Below are 14,325 nucleotides of genomic sequence, written 5' to 3'. Positions count from 1 at the left end.
CGCCAAGGCGTTGAAGGCGGCGATTATAAGCCGCAACAGACCGGTCCCGTGAGGCTTAAACGATCAGTCGTCGCGTGATCCGCCGAAATACCCGCAGCCGCGTTGAACCTGGCCATCGATGCGCAGCTCGGCACTCATGTGCTGGACACTGCCGGTGCTGCTGTCGACGCAACGTTGCGGGGCGACCCACAGTTCGATGTGCTGGTTGTTGGCTTCGGTGCTGAGGTTGAAACGACCATCGCCCAGTTGTTCCTCAACATAGGGCACGGCCAGCGGCGGTTGCCCCGCACGGTCGATGACCATGCCTTTGCCGCTGACTTTGACGTTCCACTCCGGTCCATGACCGGCGGCGCGCAGGATCAGCAACTTGAAATTCGGGTCGGCACACGCGGTACCCGAGCGCTCGACGCGGTACAGCTGTTGCAGATCGAGGCGGCTCTCGACGAGCGTCCCGCGCACGTCAGCGAACAGCTTGCCCTGGGCATCGGCGAGGGTCGCGGCTTCTTGCAGGACGCTGGTGCCGCCGGTGTCATTGACCACGACACTGCGCTGCTCGTTGCACGGCTGGAACAACAGCTTGCCGTCGGCCGCGGTCAACTGGCCCTGCATTCGGGTCTGGCCCACGTGGGATGCGTTTTCTCGCGGGCCGTCCAGCAACTGGCAGGCGGCGAACAGCGGAAGCAGGGCAACAAGGACTAAGGAACGGGCAACACGCATCTTTGGCTCTCCAGACAAGTGCCGCCACGTTACGCAGCCTGACCGTTCATCACAACCCCGTATCGCGGATGCCTTATGTAGGAGCTGCCGCAGGCTGCGATCTTTTGATCTTCAGCGATATGGCGACGCCCAGGATCAAAAGATCGCAGCCTGCGGCAGCTCCAACACATTGGTGTTCTCAGCCGACGTGAAAGGTCTGGCCGGTTTGCAGGCCTTCGACGCTTTTGGCGTAGGCCAGTGCCACATCGACTGCCGGAACCGGTTTGTAGCCGCGGAAGTACGGCGCGTATTTGCCCATGGCTTCGAGCAAGACGTTAGGGCTCACCGAGTTCACCCGCAACCCGCGTGGCAGTTCAATCGCAGCGGCTCGCACGAAGCTGTCGAGGGCGCCGTTGACCAGTGCCGCAGATGCTCCGCTGCGAATCGGGTCGTGGCTGAGTACGCCGGTGGTGAAGGTGAACGATGCGCCATCGTTGGCGAATTCGCGACCGATCAGCAGCAGATTGACCTGACCCATCAGCTTGTCTTTCAGGCCGAGGGCAAAACTGTCTTCGGTCATATCGTCGAGTGGGGCGAACGTCACGTTGCCCGCAGCGCAGACCAGCGCGTCGAACTTGCCGGTCTGTGCGAACAGCTTGCGAATCGAGGCGCTGTCGCTGATATCCACCTGCAAATCGCCACTGTTGCGGCCCATGCGGATGATCTCGTGACGTTCGGACAGTTCTTTGTCGATCGCCGAGCCGATGGTGCCGCCTGCGCCTATCAAAAGAATTTTCATGCTGATGAACCCCGAGTGGTTGGAAAGAAGGCTCAGTCTAGAGTGGTTTTTTCTGCGGATAAGCGCGCTAATAGGCAACCTTTGGTTTTCAAATGGAAACAATCCATGAGCGAAATGGATGATCTGGCCGCGTTTGCGGTGCTGATCGAAGCGGGCAGTTTTACTCTGGCGGCGCAGCAACTGGGTTGCAGCAAAGGGCAGTTGTCCAAGCGCATCAGCCTGCTGGAAACGCGTTTTTCCGTGGTCTTGCTGCAACGCACCACCCGTCGGTTGAGCCTGACAGCGGCGGGGGCGGCGCTGTTGCCCCAGGCCCAGGCGCTGGTGGTGCAAGTGGAAAGGGCGCGTCAGGCATTGGCGCGGTTGAAAGACGATATGGCCGGCCCGGTGCGTATGACGGTTCCGGTGTCGCTGGGAGAAACCTTCTTCGACGGTCTGTTGCTGGAGTTTTCTCACCAGTACCCGCAGGTGCAGATCGAACTCGACCTCAGCAACAGCTACCGTGATTTGTCCCGCGACGGTTTTGATCTGGCGGTTCGCTCCGACGTCGGTAATGACGAGCGGCTGGTCGCGCGGCCACTGCTGGCCTGGCACGAGCTGACGTGCGCCAGCCCGGCGTACCTTGAGCAGCACGGCGAACCGCTGACCCCGCAGGACCTCGCGGAGCATCACTGTTTACTCAACAGCCACTACAGCGGCCGCGAAGAATGGCTGTATCACCAGCAACACGAGTTGTTGCGTGTTCGCGTGTCGGGACCGTTCGCCAGCAACCACTACAGCCTGCTGAAAAAAGCCGCATTGGCCGGCGCCGGCATTGCGCGTCTGCCGTCCTACCTGTTGCAGGCGGAATTGGCCGACGGGCGATTGCGTTGGCTCCTGCGTGATTATCAGACACGTCGTATGCCGATGTACCTGGTGCATCCGTATCAGGGTGGTTTGCCCAAGCGCACGCAGGTGCTCGCGGATTATTTGATTGGCTGGTTCAAACGCAGCGGCGAGGCGCTGGACAGGCTTTAACGACAATGTCCGACACAACACCACACCCTGTGGGAGCGAGCTTGCTCGCGATAGCGGTGTGACAGTCAACATTGATTTCTACTGACCCGCCGTCATCGCGAGCAAGCTCGCTCCCACAGTGATCTTCATGTTTGTTTAGGTTGTGGTAGGCACAAAAAAACGGCCCGAAGGCCGTTTTTGTTGATCGCGAAGGCTCAGCCCCCGAGGTACGCTTCGCGCACTTTCGGGTCGGTCAGCAGCGCTTCACCCGTGCCTTGCATCACCACCCGGCCGTTCTCGAGAACGTACGCGCGGTCAGCAATTTTCAGCGCCTGGTTGGCGTTCTGCTCGACCAGGAACACCGTCACGCCATCCTTGCGCAGCTGTTCGATGATGTCGAAAATCTGCTGGATGATGATCGGTGCCAGGCCCAACGATGGCTCGTCGAGCAGCAGCAGCTTGGGTTTGCTCATCAGCGCACGGCCGATAGCGAGCATTTGCTGTTCGCCGCCGGACATGGTGCCGCCGCGTTGGGCGAAGCGTTCTTTCAGGCGTGGGAAAAGTCCGAGAACCTTGTCCATCTGTTCCTGATAGTCGCCCTTGTCGGTGAAGAATCCGCCCATGGCGAGGTTCTCTTCCACGGTCAGGCGGGCAAACACCCGACGACCTTCCGGCACTACCGCAATGCTTTTACGCATGATCTGCGACGAGTCCTGGCCGACGAGCTCTTCACCCATGTAGCGGATGCTGCCGCTGTGGGCTTGCGGTGAACCGCACAGGGTCATCAGCAGGGTCGACTTGCCGGCACCGTTGGCGCCGATCAGCGTGACGATTTCGCCCTGATGGACTTCGACGTTGACGCTGTGCAGGGCCTGGATCTTGCCATAGAAGGTGGAAACGTTTTCGAATTGCAGCATTTACGCTTCCCCCAGGTAGGCTTTGATCACTTCAGGATTGTCGCGGATCTGTTCCGGCGTGCCGTTGGCCAGGGGGGTGCCCTGGTTGATCACGACGATGTGGTCGGAAATGCTCATGACCAGTTTCATGTCGTGTTCGATCAGCAGCACGGTGACGTTGTGCTCTTCACGCAGCATGCTGATCAGCGCCTTGAGGTCCTCGGTTTCCTTCGGATTCAGGCCGGCGGCCGGTTCGTCGAGCATGAGGATCCGCGGACGGGTCATCATGCAGCGAGCGATTTCCAGACGACGCTGCTGACCGTAGGCGAGGGTGCCGGCCGGGCGGTTGGCGAACTGTGTCAGGTTAACTTTGTCCAGCCAGTACTCGGCGAACTCCATCGCCTCGCGCTCACTCTTGCGAAACCCCGGCGTCTTGAACAGGCCCGCCAGAAAGTTGGTGTTCAGGTGACGGTGCTGGGCGATCAACAGGTTCTCGACCGCGGTCATGTCCTTGAACAGCCGTACGTTCTGGAAAGTCCGCACCACGCCTTTGAGGGCGATCTTGTGGCCCGGCAGGCCCTGAATGGCCTCGCCATCCAGCAAGATGCTGCCGCCGCTCGGTTTGTAAAAACCGGTGAGGCAGTTGAACACGGTGGTCTTGCCAGCGCCGTTAGGGCCGATCAGCGCAACCACCTGTTTTTCTTTCACGGTCAGGGCCACGCCGTTGACCGCGAGCAAGCCACCGAAGCGCATGCTCAGATTTTCTACCTTGAGGATCTCGCGGCTCATTTGCGCAGCTCCATGTGAGGACGTTGCATGGGCAGCAGGCCTTGAGGTCGCCAGATCATCATCAGCACCATCAAGGCGCCGAACATCAACATGCGGTATTCGCTGAACTCACGCATCATTTCCGGCAGCAGGATCATCACCACGGCGGCCAGGATCACCCCCAGTTGCGAGCCCATGCCACCCAATACAACGATGGCGAGGATGATTGCCGACTCGATGAAGGTGAAGGACTCCGGCGTCACCAGACCCTGACGGGCGGCGAAGAAGCTGCCGGCGAAACCTGCGAAGGCGGCGCCCAGGGTGAAGGCCGAAAGCTTGATCACCGTAGGATTGAGACCCAGCGCACGGCAGGCGATTTCGTCTTCACGCAGCGCTTCCCAGGCACGGCCAATCGGCATGCGCAGCAAACGGTTGATCACGAACAGCGCAGCCAGGGCCAGCAACAGTGCAACCAGGTACAGGAAAATCACCTTGTTGATGGAGTTGTAGGCCAGACCAAAGTATTCGTGGAACGTCTGCATGCCTTCGGCAGCCTTACGCTCGAACGTCAGGCCGAAGAAGGTTGGCTTTTCAATATTGCTGATGCCGTTCGGACCGCCCGTGAGGTCGGTCAGGTTTCGCAGGAACAGACGGATGATTTCACCGAAGCCCAGGGTCACGATCGCCAGGTAGTCACCGCGCAAACGCAGTACCGGGAAGCCGAGCAGGAAGCCAAAAGTGGCCGCCATCAGGCCGGCGATGGGCAAGCAGATCCAGAAGCTCAAGCCAAAGTAGTGCGACAGCATTGCGTAGCTGTAGGCGCCGACGGCATAAAAACCGACATAACCAAGGTCGAGCAGGCCGGCCAGGCCGACTACGATGTTCAGGCCTAGACCGAGCATCACGTAGATCAGCACCAGGGTGGCGATATCCACCGCACCGCGAGAACCGAAGAACGGCCAGACCAGAGCGCCGACGATCAACGCAATGATGATCCAGCGCTGGGTGGTCGGCAGGGTCAGGAAGTTGCTGGCCTTGGCCGGGATCAACGGCATGTTGGGCGAGGAACGCCAGGCCGAACCGATCTGCTGGTCGAACAGCACGCGCAGGAACATCAGCACCGAGCACACCGCGATGGTGATCAGTGTGGCGTTGCTGGTGCCGTGCACTTCGAGGTGGATGCCGACGATGGTCAGTTTCAGACCGAGTACCGGGTAGGCGACGGCCCACACCAGCAAGGCGCTGAACAACGCCTGTTTAAGATTCCTAGTCATACTTTCTCAACCTCCGGACGGCCCAGGATGCCAGTCGGCCGGAACAACAGAACCAGAACCAACAAGCCGAAAGCCACGACGTCCTTGTACTGGTCGCCGAAGATATCGGCGCCAAAGGCTTCCGCCACCCCTAATACCAGCCCGCCGAGCATGGCCCCGGGGATGCTGCCGATTCCGCCCAGTACCGCTGCGGTGAACGCCTTGAGCCCGACGAGGAACCCGGCGTTCGGGTTGATCACACCGTATTGCATGCTCAACAGGACGGCCGCGATGGCTGCCAGTGCGGCACCGATGACGAAGGTCAGGGCGATGATGTTGTTGGTATTGATGCCCAGAAGGTTGGCCATCTTGATGTCTTCGGCACAGGCGCGGCAGGCACGACCCAGGCGAGAGCGGGAGATGAACAGTGTCAGGCCGAGCATGGCGACCAGGGTCACCACGAATACCACGATTTGCATGTAGGAAATCAGCACTTCATGTGCACCACCTGGCCCGAAGGTAAAGTTGCCGGGGATCAGGTTGGCGATGGATTTGTCCTTGGAGTCTTGCGCCAGCAGAACCGTGTTCTGCAGGAAGATCGACATGCCGATAGCGGAAATCAGCGGGATCAGACGGTTGCTGCCGCGCAAGGGGCGGTAGGCGATCCGTTCGATGCTGTAACCGTAGGCACTGGTGACGACGATGGTTGCGATAAAAGCGGCGGTGATCAACAGCGGAACGCTGTCGAGCCCCAGCATGGCCAGCCCGGCGATGGCGATGAATGCCACGTAGGAGCCGATCATGTACACCTCGCCGTGGGCGAAGTTGATCATTCCAATGATGCCGTAAACCATCGTATAGCCGATGGCGATCAGAGCATACGTGCTGCCAATGGTCAGGCCATTAACCAGCTGTTGGAGGAAGTGATAGATGTCAGGCATTACAGCGCTCCTAAAAACCTGATACGCATTTCACTGGTGGAGTCATTTTCCCGCTCGAGCCCCGTGGATCTGCATCCACTTCGAACGCGAGGTTTGCCAGCGAACCGCTGATGACGGTTTTGAGATTTTCAGGTGGGGAGACTGGCGGATCACGCCAGCGCGGCCCAGGTACGTTCGTAAAACAAAGCCCACGGCACGCCGTGGGCTTTATTGGCAGTCAGTCAGGCAAGGCCTTACTGAGGCGAAGCTTCAGTTTTTGGTTTGCCGAAGTGCCACTCGTAAACCACAAATTTGAAGTCTTTCAGATCGCCCTTGGCGTCAAAGCTCAGGTCGCCTGTAGGCGTTTTGAACGTGCCGGCGTGGATGGCTTCAGCCACTTTGGCAGCGTCTTCGCTCTTGGCAGCCTTGATACCGTCAGCAATCACGGTTACCGCCGAATAGGCCGGGAACACGAACGGACCGCTCGGGTCTTCTTTCTTGGCTTTGAAAGCGTCAGCCAGGGCAATGTTGGCCGGGTCCTGGTCGAAGGATTTCGGCAGGGTCACCAGCAGACCTTCGGAGGCCTTCTGAGCGATCTGCGAAATGGAGTCATTACCCACGCCTTCCGGACCCATGAACTTGGCTTTCAAGCCTTTTTCATCCGCCTGACGCAGGATCAGACCCAGCTCAGGGTGGTAGCCGCCGTAGTAGACGAAGTCGACGTTGGCTTGCTTGAGTTTCTGGATGATCGACGAGAAGTCCTTGTCGCCGGCATTGATGCCTTCGAACACGGCAACCTTGGTGCCTTTCTTCTCGAGGGTTTGTTTAACGGCGGTGGCGATGCCTTCACCGTATTGCTGTTTGTCATGCAGGACAGCAACGATTTTCGGTTTGACGTGATCGGCAATGTAGTTACCGGCGGCAGGGCCCTGGGCGCTGTCCAGACCGATGGTGCGGAACACCATTTTGTAACCACGGGAAGTGATGTCCGGGCTGGTGGCAGCCGGGGTGATCATGATCACGCCTTCGTCTTCGTAGATGTCCGAAGCCGGTTGAGTGGAGCTGGAGCACAGGTGGCCGACCACGAACTTGACGCCGTCGTTGACGACTTTGTTCGCGACCGCTACCGCTTGTTTTGGATCGCAGGCGTCATCGTACTCAACGGCTTCGAGTTTCTTGCCGTCTACGCCGCCCTTGGCGTTGATTTGTTCGATGGCCATTTTGGCGCCACTGAACTGCATGTCGCCGTATTGGGCTACAGGACCGGTTTTAGGGCCGGCGATGCCGATCTTGATGGTGTCAGCTGCGAACGAATGGCTGGCAACCCCGGCCAGAACCATAGCGGCAAACAGTTTGGAAATCTGCTTAGTAGCCTTAGTCATAGTGCTCCACTCTTACTGTTGTAGTTTTTATAGTCCTGGCGCCGTGGCAGCAGAACCGGGTCAGATATCTTCGATATCCTCCGGAAAATGCCCCCGGCAACTGTACCGGTACAGTGTAGAGCGCCGATTGTCAGCCTGGGAAGCTGGCGCCGGGGGGCAAATTCAGGGGGTGTCGCTTATTTGAAAGAAAAAGACAGAATTGCGGCGGGGGTTTCAGCTGAAATACCAGCATTCCTTGGCTTTCCTGCAGTTTTCATTCGGTGACTCAATTGCATCCGGGTTTTTCTGCCAGACCACCAACGTTATCATCCACGTCGATTTCTTTTCCGGACAGGACCCATGACTCAAGAACCTAGCACCCTCTATGCCAAGCTGCTTGGTGAAACCGCATCTATTACCTGGAAGGAGCTGGAACCGTTCTTTGCCAAGGGTGCCCTATTGTGGGTCGACCCGGGTCTGGATTTGATCGCGGCCGCCGAGGCCGTGGCGACGGACGAAGGCGAGAAAGTCGCTGCCTGGCTGGCTGCCGACCAAGTGAGCAAGCTGTCTGAAACGCGGGCGCTGGATCTTTTCGAGCGCGATCCGCAGTTGTGGGCGGTGGTGGTTACACCGTGGATTTTGATCCAGGAGAGGGCGACGAAGTGACATGCCGCTCCGTTTTGGTGCGCGACGGGCTCGGGCGAAAGTGTGTAGGCGAGTAGCGTGATGGCATGTTGCCGTAGAGAAAGGCCACAGAAGGGTCTTGGCGAGGGTGACGTAAACGTAACGGGAACAGTTTATTGAGCAGCCGAAAGGCTGCTTAATTGTTTCTGGATGTTGGGAGAAAGGTCAAAAGATCGCTGCCTTCGGCAGCTCCTACACAGGAGGGCGCGCTCCCTCGTAGGAGCTTCCGAAGGCTGCGATCTTTTACAGCGCGCCTCGTCAGGCCGTCTTGCCCGTATGGTTATTCAACGAAATAACCTTGGTCTTGCCAATCCGGTGACGGTAGATCTCACGCAAGTACTTGATCGCCTTTTTCACGCAATCACGCGACAGGCGAATGTCATTGATCGAGACAAATTTGTCTTTGTCGTTGATCAGCTCGCGGTACTTCTTCTCGTACATCGGTTTGATCGCATACCAGTTGGTATCGAGGATCTTCGCCGGGTTCTCGAATTCATTCAGCAAGTCGTCGATCAGGTCTTCGTCGAATTCTTCATTGATGATGAAGTCGAGGATCGAGTTATCCAGCGTGTCGTCGAAGCGGTACGGGTTTTTCGCGAAGCAGCGCTTGATGAAGGCGACGATCAGCGTCAGGAAATCGTCCGACAGGCACGGGCTCTTCGCGATGAGCGTGGTCAGCGACAAGTTGGCCGAAGCACCGATCACCAACGCGTAACGCTTGAGCGTGGTGTTCGGGAACAGGCTGTTGAGGTGAGTCTTCAACCGGTTCAGGTCCATGTAGGACAGCTTGTAGTCCTTGGGCAACGACACGATCGACACCACCGACGAGCAGTTCTTGAAGAAGTGCAGGTCGTGCAACGCGGCGGCGTCGTAACCGGAATTCTTGTATTGCTCCAGAGACGCGCGATAACGCTTGGATTCGATCGGCAACAGACTGATGCCTTCGATCGCCTGGGTCACTTTGTTGAAGTGCGGCAGGTCAATGGAGCGGAAAAACAGGTCATCAATGTTCAGGCGCTGCGGCTCTTTCTCGAACACCTTGAACTTGTCGCTGCTCGGCGGCTGCGTTTCCGGTACTACGGACTCGGCGTAGGCAATCGCCACCGGGCCGGCCAGACTCATGAACAGGTCGTTGGCGTCGAGGCGAATGGTTTCGCCGATGTCGATGCCGGCACGACGGAAATAGTTCTGGTCGTAGTCAGTCGTCACCGCCTGCGCCGTCAGAATGTTGAAAATCTGCTGCGAGATGTATTGGTTGGCGTGCTTTTCCATCGCGTTGACGTCGATGTTCTGGATGTTGCCGTCATCGCTCTCTTCGGCGTACCGCATGATGTCGTTGGAGATCAGCATCATCGCGTTCCATGGGCGGATGCGGCCCATGACGCTGGCTTCGCTGCTGTCTTCGTTGGCGAAGTTGTAGGAGAAGTCCCACTCTTCCGACAGGTATTTGCACAACAGGCGACCGGCGTTGATGTGCAGTGCCTCGGACATTTCGCTGCGGTGATCGGAAATGTTCGGCAGCACGCAGATGCCGCTGGTGAAGATCGGTTCGAAGACGAAGGAATGACCGCTTTTGCCGTCGTGCTCATCCATCGGCTTGGTGTCGAACGTCTTGTTCATGTACGAGTGCTGCTGGGCCAGGCCGAATTCCGAGGCCATCCCCGAACCCGTACCGCCGCCGGCACTGAAGATCGAGAAATACAGGCGCGACTGGTTGGCCTTGATGCCGCAGCTGTCGATCAGGTACGAGTGAATCATTTTCCAGTCGGGGCTGGAGAAGCGCTGGGTATCCTTGTTGAGGATGATCTTCGCCAGGTACTGGCCGAGGATTGGCGCGTTACCGGCGCCACCGGCGTGGACTTCGGACAAGTCCATGATTTTCATTTTGCTGTAATCGCGCAGGAAGCCGCTTTTTTCGCCCTTGCGCGAGAAACGGATGCGCCCGGCAATGTCTTTGTCGAGGTCGCCGAGCATCACCAGCGGTTCAACCAGGAACACCGGTTTGGTGCCCTTGTTCGTGCCCAGGCGCAGGTTATTGCGAATCCATTGAGCCGGGCTGTAGCCTTTTTCCGCGTAACGCTTGTCCGGTGACAGGCGATCTTCGTTGTTGAATTCGTTGAGGTAGAACTTGCGGGCGTTGTACACCAGCTCCGCGACGTCCAGCGCGATGTTCGAGCCGCATCGACCGAGGCCGATCAGGCACACCGACGGGAATTCCTGAGCGTTGTACTGCTCGTTGTCGCCTTCCAGGTGCGCCGGGCGCGGGAATACCATGTCGCGCAGGCCGTCGAGATTATCGAGGATGCGGTCGGTATTGGTTTCGGTGAAATACAGGTATTGCTGAGTCGCCAGCGGGCGCGACGGCGTCAATGGCTTCGACGGTGCGGGGCTGTTCGCCGCGGGGCTCAACGTCAGATCGGATATCGCAGTGGCCGGATTGTTTTTGGAAGTCATTGTGCGCCATGTACCTGGGCTGGTTGGTTGGGCAACAGGTGTCGTCGAACCGTCACGGATGGGATCTCGCGTCTTTATTCAGCGCGTATTTGGCCCAAGCGTCAGGGCATTGGCCTGATCATCACTCGGGGGAATCCTTTCCTAAGTCATGATGGATCGGCCAATATTCAGCGATCTTTAATCAAAAGGAGGCTAAATGATGTCAACGCTACCTTCGTTGGGGTTCGCCGGCATTGGTCTGATGGGCTTGCCCATGTGCCAGCGTTTGCTGGCTGCGGGCTATCCGTTGACCGTCTGGAACCGCAACCCGGCCAAGTGCGGGCCGCTGGTCGAGGCGGGGGCGCGACAAGTGGTCACGCCTGCCGAATTGAGCCAGCACGCGAACGTGGTGATGCTGTGCCTGGCGGACACGGCGGCGGTGCGCGAGGTGGTGTTTGGTCCGGGCGGGATTGCCGAAGGTGGAAAAAACGGCCAGTTGCTGGTGGACTTTTCCAGCCTGGAACCCACCGCGACGCGGGAAATGTCCGCGCAGTTGGCCAGTCAAACAGGCATGCGCTGGATGGACGCTCCGGTGTCCGGCGGTGTGGTCGGCGCAGAGACCGGCAGCCTGGCGATCATGGTAGGCGGCGCAGCGTCGGACCTTGAACGCGTCCGGCCCGTACTGCTCAGCCTCGGCCAACGCGTGACCCATATGGGCGCGGTCGGGGCGGGGCAGGTGACCAAGGCCTGTAATCAGATGATTGTGGCGTGCAATGCCTTGGTCATCGCAGAAGTGGTGGCGCTGGCCGAACGCTCCGGTGTGCAGGCGAGCCTGATCGCCGAAGCGCTGGCCGGCGGTTTTGCCGATTCGAAACCTTTGCAGATTCTCGCTCCGCAAATGGCCGACAGCCGCTTTGAACCGGTGAAATGGCACGTGCGCACGCTGCTCAAGGACCTCGACACGGCTGTGAAATTCTCCCGGGAACAGGGCTCGGCCACGCCCATCAGCGGATTGGCTGCACAACTGATGCGTTTGCATGGGAGCCAGGGCTTTTTGCACAAGGACCCTTCAACGTTAGTGCAGCTGTACCGCGAGCCAGACTCAGAGGCCTGAGCGCGCGCGTGTGTTTGCGTTGATTGATGTTGTTGAGCACCGGAAGCAATTCGGCCAGCGGCACTGGCCGACTGAACAGGTAGCCCTGCACGAAATCACAACCGTTGCGTTCGAGGAATTCGTATTGCTCAGGGGTTTCGACACCTTCAGTGACCACCTGCAAATGCAGGGTATGGGCCATGACGATGATTGCCTGGACGATTTCCATGTCCTGGGTGGCGTGGGGAATGTCCTGAATGAACGAGCGGTCAATCTTCAGCGTGTTGAGGGGTAAGCGCTTGAGGTAAGCCAGGGATGAATAACCGGTGCCGAAGTCGTCGATTGACAGCGAAACGCCGAGGGCGCGAATTTGCCGCAGCAACACCAGCGTATCGGCGATGTTGTTCATCAGGGCATTCTCGGTTACTTCCAGTTCCAGCCGGTGCGGCGCCACTGCGGCTACCCGCAACGCCTGTTCGATTTCATCGGCCAGCTCTTCGCGCGCGAGGTTCAGGGGCGAGCAGTTCACGGCGATGTGCAGTGCTTCGCAACCCTGGCGCGACAACTCGGCCAGGTCTTCACAGGCTTTACGCAGGACCCAGTTGTCCAGCTCGGCGATCAGGCCGTTGGCCTCGGCGATGGCAATGAAGCGATCGGGCATCAGCAGACCGTGCTCGGGATGTTGCCAGCGGACCAGCGCTTCAAGCTTGCTGACCTGGCCGGTGTTCAGGTCGTAGATCGGTTGGTAATGGAGCACCAACCCGGTGTTTTCGCGCAGGGCGTGGCGCAGCTCTTCTTCGAATTGCAGTTCCAGCGTGGCGCGGGTTTTCAGGTTCGGACTGAAAAAATTCAGACCGTTGCGACCACTCCCCTTGGATTGATACAGCGCCAGGTCGGCGTGCTTCAGCAGTTCTTCACAGGTGGTGCCATCGTCCGGAAACACGCTGATGCCGATGCTGGTGGTCATGACCATGCGCCGTCCGCAGAGCTCGATGGGCTCCTTCACATGCAACATGATGCGCTGGGCCATGAGCCGTGCTTCTTCGCGATGCTGCAGGCTGACAAGGATGCAGAACTCGTCGCCACCGAAGCGCGCCACCACGTCTTCACTGCGCACCGAGCCCTTGATGTGCCGGGCCAGAATTTTGAGCAATTCGTCACCGGCGTCATGGCCGAGACTGTCGTTGATCCGCTTGAAATGGTCGATGTCCAGAAACATCACTGCCAGCATCCCGCCTTCCGTGGTTTTATGCAGGAGCTTTTCGGCGAAGATCTGGTTGAAACCCCGGCGATTGGCCAGGTTGGTCAGGGCGTCGTAGTTCGCCGCGTACTGCAGCGACGCGCGCGCCTGATCCAGTTGACTGAGCAGGGTGTTGACCCGTTGCAGGTCGCGTTCCTTGTGTTGCAGTTTCTTGTCCGCCAGTGCCGCGCTGATGCTGCTGCCGATGATCAACAGCGTCATCACCGCCACGGTCATCCCCAATTGCAGGTGATTGTTGTCGTCGGGCAATGTCGGCAGGCTGCCGGTGGGCAGTACCAGATTGAAGGCGGCCATGCCGGTGAAGTGCATGCTGATAATGCCCGCCCCGAGCACCAGGCTGGCGCTGAATTTGATCAATTGATGGAGCAGACCGGAGCCATCGCGCAGGCGACTCGACAGCAGCAGCGCCGCGAAGCTGGCGCCAATGGCGATGAGGATGGACAGGCCGAACAGCACCGGCTGGTAATAGGTCATCGCGTTCGAACGCATCGCCGCCATGCCCACGTAATGCATGGTAGCGATGCCCAGCCCGATACAAACCGAAGCTTTGACGTATTGCCAGATACTCAGGCGAGGGTGACTGAGGGTGTGCATTGCCAGCCACGAAGCCAGCAGGGCGATCAACAGGGACGCAATGGTAATGGGCAGCTCGTAATGAATCTCCACCGGCGCCTGGAACGCCAGCATACCGATGAAATGCATGGCCCAGATCCCGCCCGCCAGGCACGCCGCACCGACCCAGCGCCAGATTCGCTGCGAGGCGGGATTCTGCGAATGACTGACTTTTTCGGCCATGTCCAATGTGGCGAAACCGCCCACGCAGGCAATCAGGTAGGCCAGTGCCACCAGAAAAGGGTCATGCGTACAGTTGAGGACGACCTGCCCATTCGCCGTCAGCTCGGTAATGAAACGCAAACCAAGCCACTCCATAACATGCCCCGCTTGTCATCCCGGCCAGCGCAAGGGGCACTGGCGAATGTTTTGGAGTATAGAGGGCATACAAAGCGTGCAAGGCGTAGTGGCACATTGACTTGAACCCTTTTGGAATAGGTTTTAGAGCGATTGGAAATAAATTGTTGCGTGAACAGCGCCGGCTTTCATGGGTAGGTATCAGCTTTACGAATAATTACAGACAGCTCCGTCAGGGCTGACTAGATTGCAGGCTCCG

Annotated in this window: 12 protein-coding genes; 3 read left to right on the top strand and 9 right to left on the bottom strand. The window is 58.7% G+C overall.

The window, feature by feature from the left end:
• Positions 1-63: 63 nt before the first annotated feature.
• Positions 64-717, bottom strand: a complete 654-nt coding sequence (locus F8N62_RS23170; RefSeq protein WP_150712861.1) for a COG3650 family protein — start codon at positions 715-717, stop codon at positions 64-66.
• A 178-nt stretch (positions 718-895) separates the two neighbouring features.
• On the bottom strand, positions 896-1,495 hold the full coding sequence (locus tag F8N62_RS23165; protein ID WP_150712860.1) for a short chain dehydrogenase: 600 nt from the start codon (positions 1,493-1,495) through the stop codon (positions 896-898).
• 105 nt (positions 1,496-1,600) lie between these two features.
• Between F8N62_RS23165 and F8N62_RS23160 the strand changes: the two genes are divergently transcribed.
• Positions 1,601-2,509, top strand: coding sequence for a LysR family transcriptional regulator (locus F8N62_RS23160; protein ID WP_150712859.1), 909 nt, complete (start codon positions 1,601-1,603; stop codon positions 2,507-2,509).
• A 194-nt stretch (positions 2,510-2,703) separates the two neighbouring features.
• Here F8N62_RS23160 and F8N62_RS23155 read toward each other — a convergent pair whose 3' ends face one another.
• From F8N62_RS23155 to F8N62_RS23135, 5 genes are all read right to left on the bottom strand, one after another.
• Entirely contained in the window at positions 2,704-3,405 is a 702-nt protein-coding gene (locus F8N62_RS23155) for an ABC transporter ATP-binding protein (protein WP_150712858.1), read from the bottom strand.
• Positions 3,406-4,173, bottom strand: coding sequence for a high-affinity branched-chain amino acid ABC transporter ATP-binding protein LivG (livG, locus tag F8N62_RS23150; protein ID WP_150712857.1), 768 nt, complete (start codon positions 4,171-4,173; stop codon positions 3,406-3,408). It abuts the gene before it with no gap.
• Entirely contained in the window at positions 4,170-5,426 is a 1,257-nt protein-coding gene (locus tag F8N62_RS23145) for a high-affinity branched-chain amino acid ABC transporter permease LivM (RefSeq protein ID WP_150712856.1), read from the bottom strand. The genes livG and F8N62_RS23145 overlap by 4 nt, the downstream gene beginning before the upstream one ends.
• On the bottom strand, positions 5,423-6,346 hold the full coding sequence (livH, locus tag F8N62_RS23140; RefSeq protein WP_150712855.1) for a high-affinity branched-chain amino acid ABC transporter permease LivH: 924 nt from the start codon (positions 6,344-6,346) through the stop codon (positions 5,423-5,425). Before livH ends, F8N62_RS23145 begins: the two co-directional genes overlap by 4 nt.
• A gap of 233 nt (positions 6,347-6,579) precedes the next feature.
• Positions 6,580-7,707 carry a branched-chain amino acid ABC transporter substrate-binding protein gene (locus tag F8N62_RS23135; protein WP_150712854.1) on the bottom strand — a complete coding sequence of 376 codons (1,128 nt, stop codon included), beginning with the start codon at positions 7,705-7,707 and terminating at the stop codon, positions 6,580-6,582.
• A 339-nt stretch (positions 7,708-8,046) separates the two neighbouring features.
• Here F8N62_RS23135 and F8N62_RS23130 point away from each other — a divergent pair, with 339 nt between their 5' ends.
• Entirely contained in the window at positions 8,047-8,352 is a 306-nt protein-coding gene (locus F8N62_RS23130) for a DUF2288 domain-containing protein (RefSeq protein WP_150712853.1), read from the top strand.
• A 276-nt stretch (positions 8,353-8,628) separates the two neighbouring features.
• Here F8N62_RS23130 and F8N62_RS23125 read toward each other — a convergent pair whose 3' ends face one another.
• Entirely contained in the window at positions 8,629-10,824 is a 2,196-nt protein-coding gene (locus F8N62_RS23125; RefSeq protein WP_150712852.1) for a hypothetical protein, read from the bottom strand.
• 196 nt (positions 10,825-11,020) lie between these two features.
• On the opposite strand from F8N62_RS23125, the gene F8N62_RS23120 reads away from it, so the two are divergent.
• Positions 11,021-11,917 carry an NAD(P)-dependent oxidoreductase gene (locus F8N62_RS23120; protein ID WP_150712851.1) on the top strand — a complete coding sequence of 299 codons (897 nt, stop codon included), beginning with the start codon at positions 11,021-11,023 and terminating at the stop codon, positions 11,915-11,917.
• On the opposite strand, the gene F8N62_RS23115 is transcribed toward F8N62_RS23120, so the two are convergent.
• On the bottom strand, positions 11,808-14,087 hold the full coding sequence (locus F8N62_RS23115; protein ID WP_150712850.1) for a putative bifunctional diguanylate cyclase/phosphodiesterase: 2,280 nt from the start codon (positions 14,085-14,087) through the stop codon (positions 11,808-11,810). The two genes, F8N62_RS23120 and F8N62_RS23115, sit on opposite strands and share 110 nt — an antisense overlap.
• Positions 14,088-14,325 lie beyond the last annotated feature (238 nt).

Source organism: Pseudomonas fluorescens, from assembly GCF_902497785.1.
GTDB classification, from domain to species: Bacteria; Pseudomonadota; Gammaproteobacteria; order Pseudomonadales; family Pseudomonadaceae; genus Aquipseudomonas; species Aquipseudomonas fluorescens_BO.
This window is presented reverse-complemented; position numbering and strand designations above follow the sequence as displayed.

Excerpts from the sequence above, each read along its gene's own strand:
- F8N62_RS23120 (WP_150712851.1), top strand. The coding sequence starts at position 11,021 with ATGATGTCAACGCTACCTTCGTTGGGGTTCGCCGGCATTGGTCTGATG.
- F8N62_RS23170 (WP_150712861.1), bottom strand. The coding sequence starts at position 717 with ATGCGTGTTGCCCGTTCCTTAGTCCTTGTTGCCCTGCTTCCGCTGTTC.
- F8N62_RS23125 (WP_150712852.1), bottom strand. The coding sequence starts at position 10,824 with ATGACTTCCAAAAACAATCCGGCCACTGCGATATCCGATCTGACGTTG.
- F8N62_RS23160 (WP_150712859.1), top strand. The coding sequence starts at position 1,601 with ATGAGCGAAATGGATGATCTGGCCGCGTTTGCGGTGCTGATCGAAGCG.
- F8N62_RS23145 (WP_150712856.1), bottom strand. The coding sequence starts at position 5,426 with ATGACTAGGAATCTTAAACAGGCGTTGTTCAGCGCCTTGCTGGTGTGG.
- F8N62_RS23135 (WP_150712854.1), bottom strand. The coding sequence starts at position 7,707 with ATGACTAAGGCTACTAAGCAGATTTCCAAACTGTTTGCCGCTATGGTT.
- F8N62_RS23130 (WP_150712853.1), top strand. The coding sequence starts at position 8,047 with ATGACTCAAGAACCTAGCACCCTCTATGCCAAGCTGCTTGGTGAAACC.
- F8N62_RS23115 (WP_150712850.1), bottom strand. The coding sequence starts at position 14,087 with ATGGAGTGGCTTGGTTTGCGTTTCATTACCGAGCTGACGGCGAATGGG.
- F8N62_RS23155 (WP_150712858.1), bottom strand. The coding sequence starts at position 3,405 with ATGCTGCAATTCGAAAACGTTTCCACCTTCTATGGCAAGATCCAGGCC.
- livG (WP_150712857.1), bottom strand. The coding sequence starts at position 4,173 with ATGAGCCGCGAGATCCTCAAGGTAGAAAATCTGAGCATGCGCTTCGGT.
- livH (WP_150712855.1), bottom strand. The coding sequence starts at position 6,346 with ATGCCTGACATCTATCACTTCCTCCAACAGCTGGTTAATGGCCTGACC.
- F8N62_RS23165 (WP_150712860.1), bottom strand. The coding sequence starts at position 1,495 with ATGAAAATTCTTTTGATAGGCGCAGGCGGCACCATCGGCTCGGCGATC.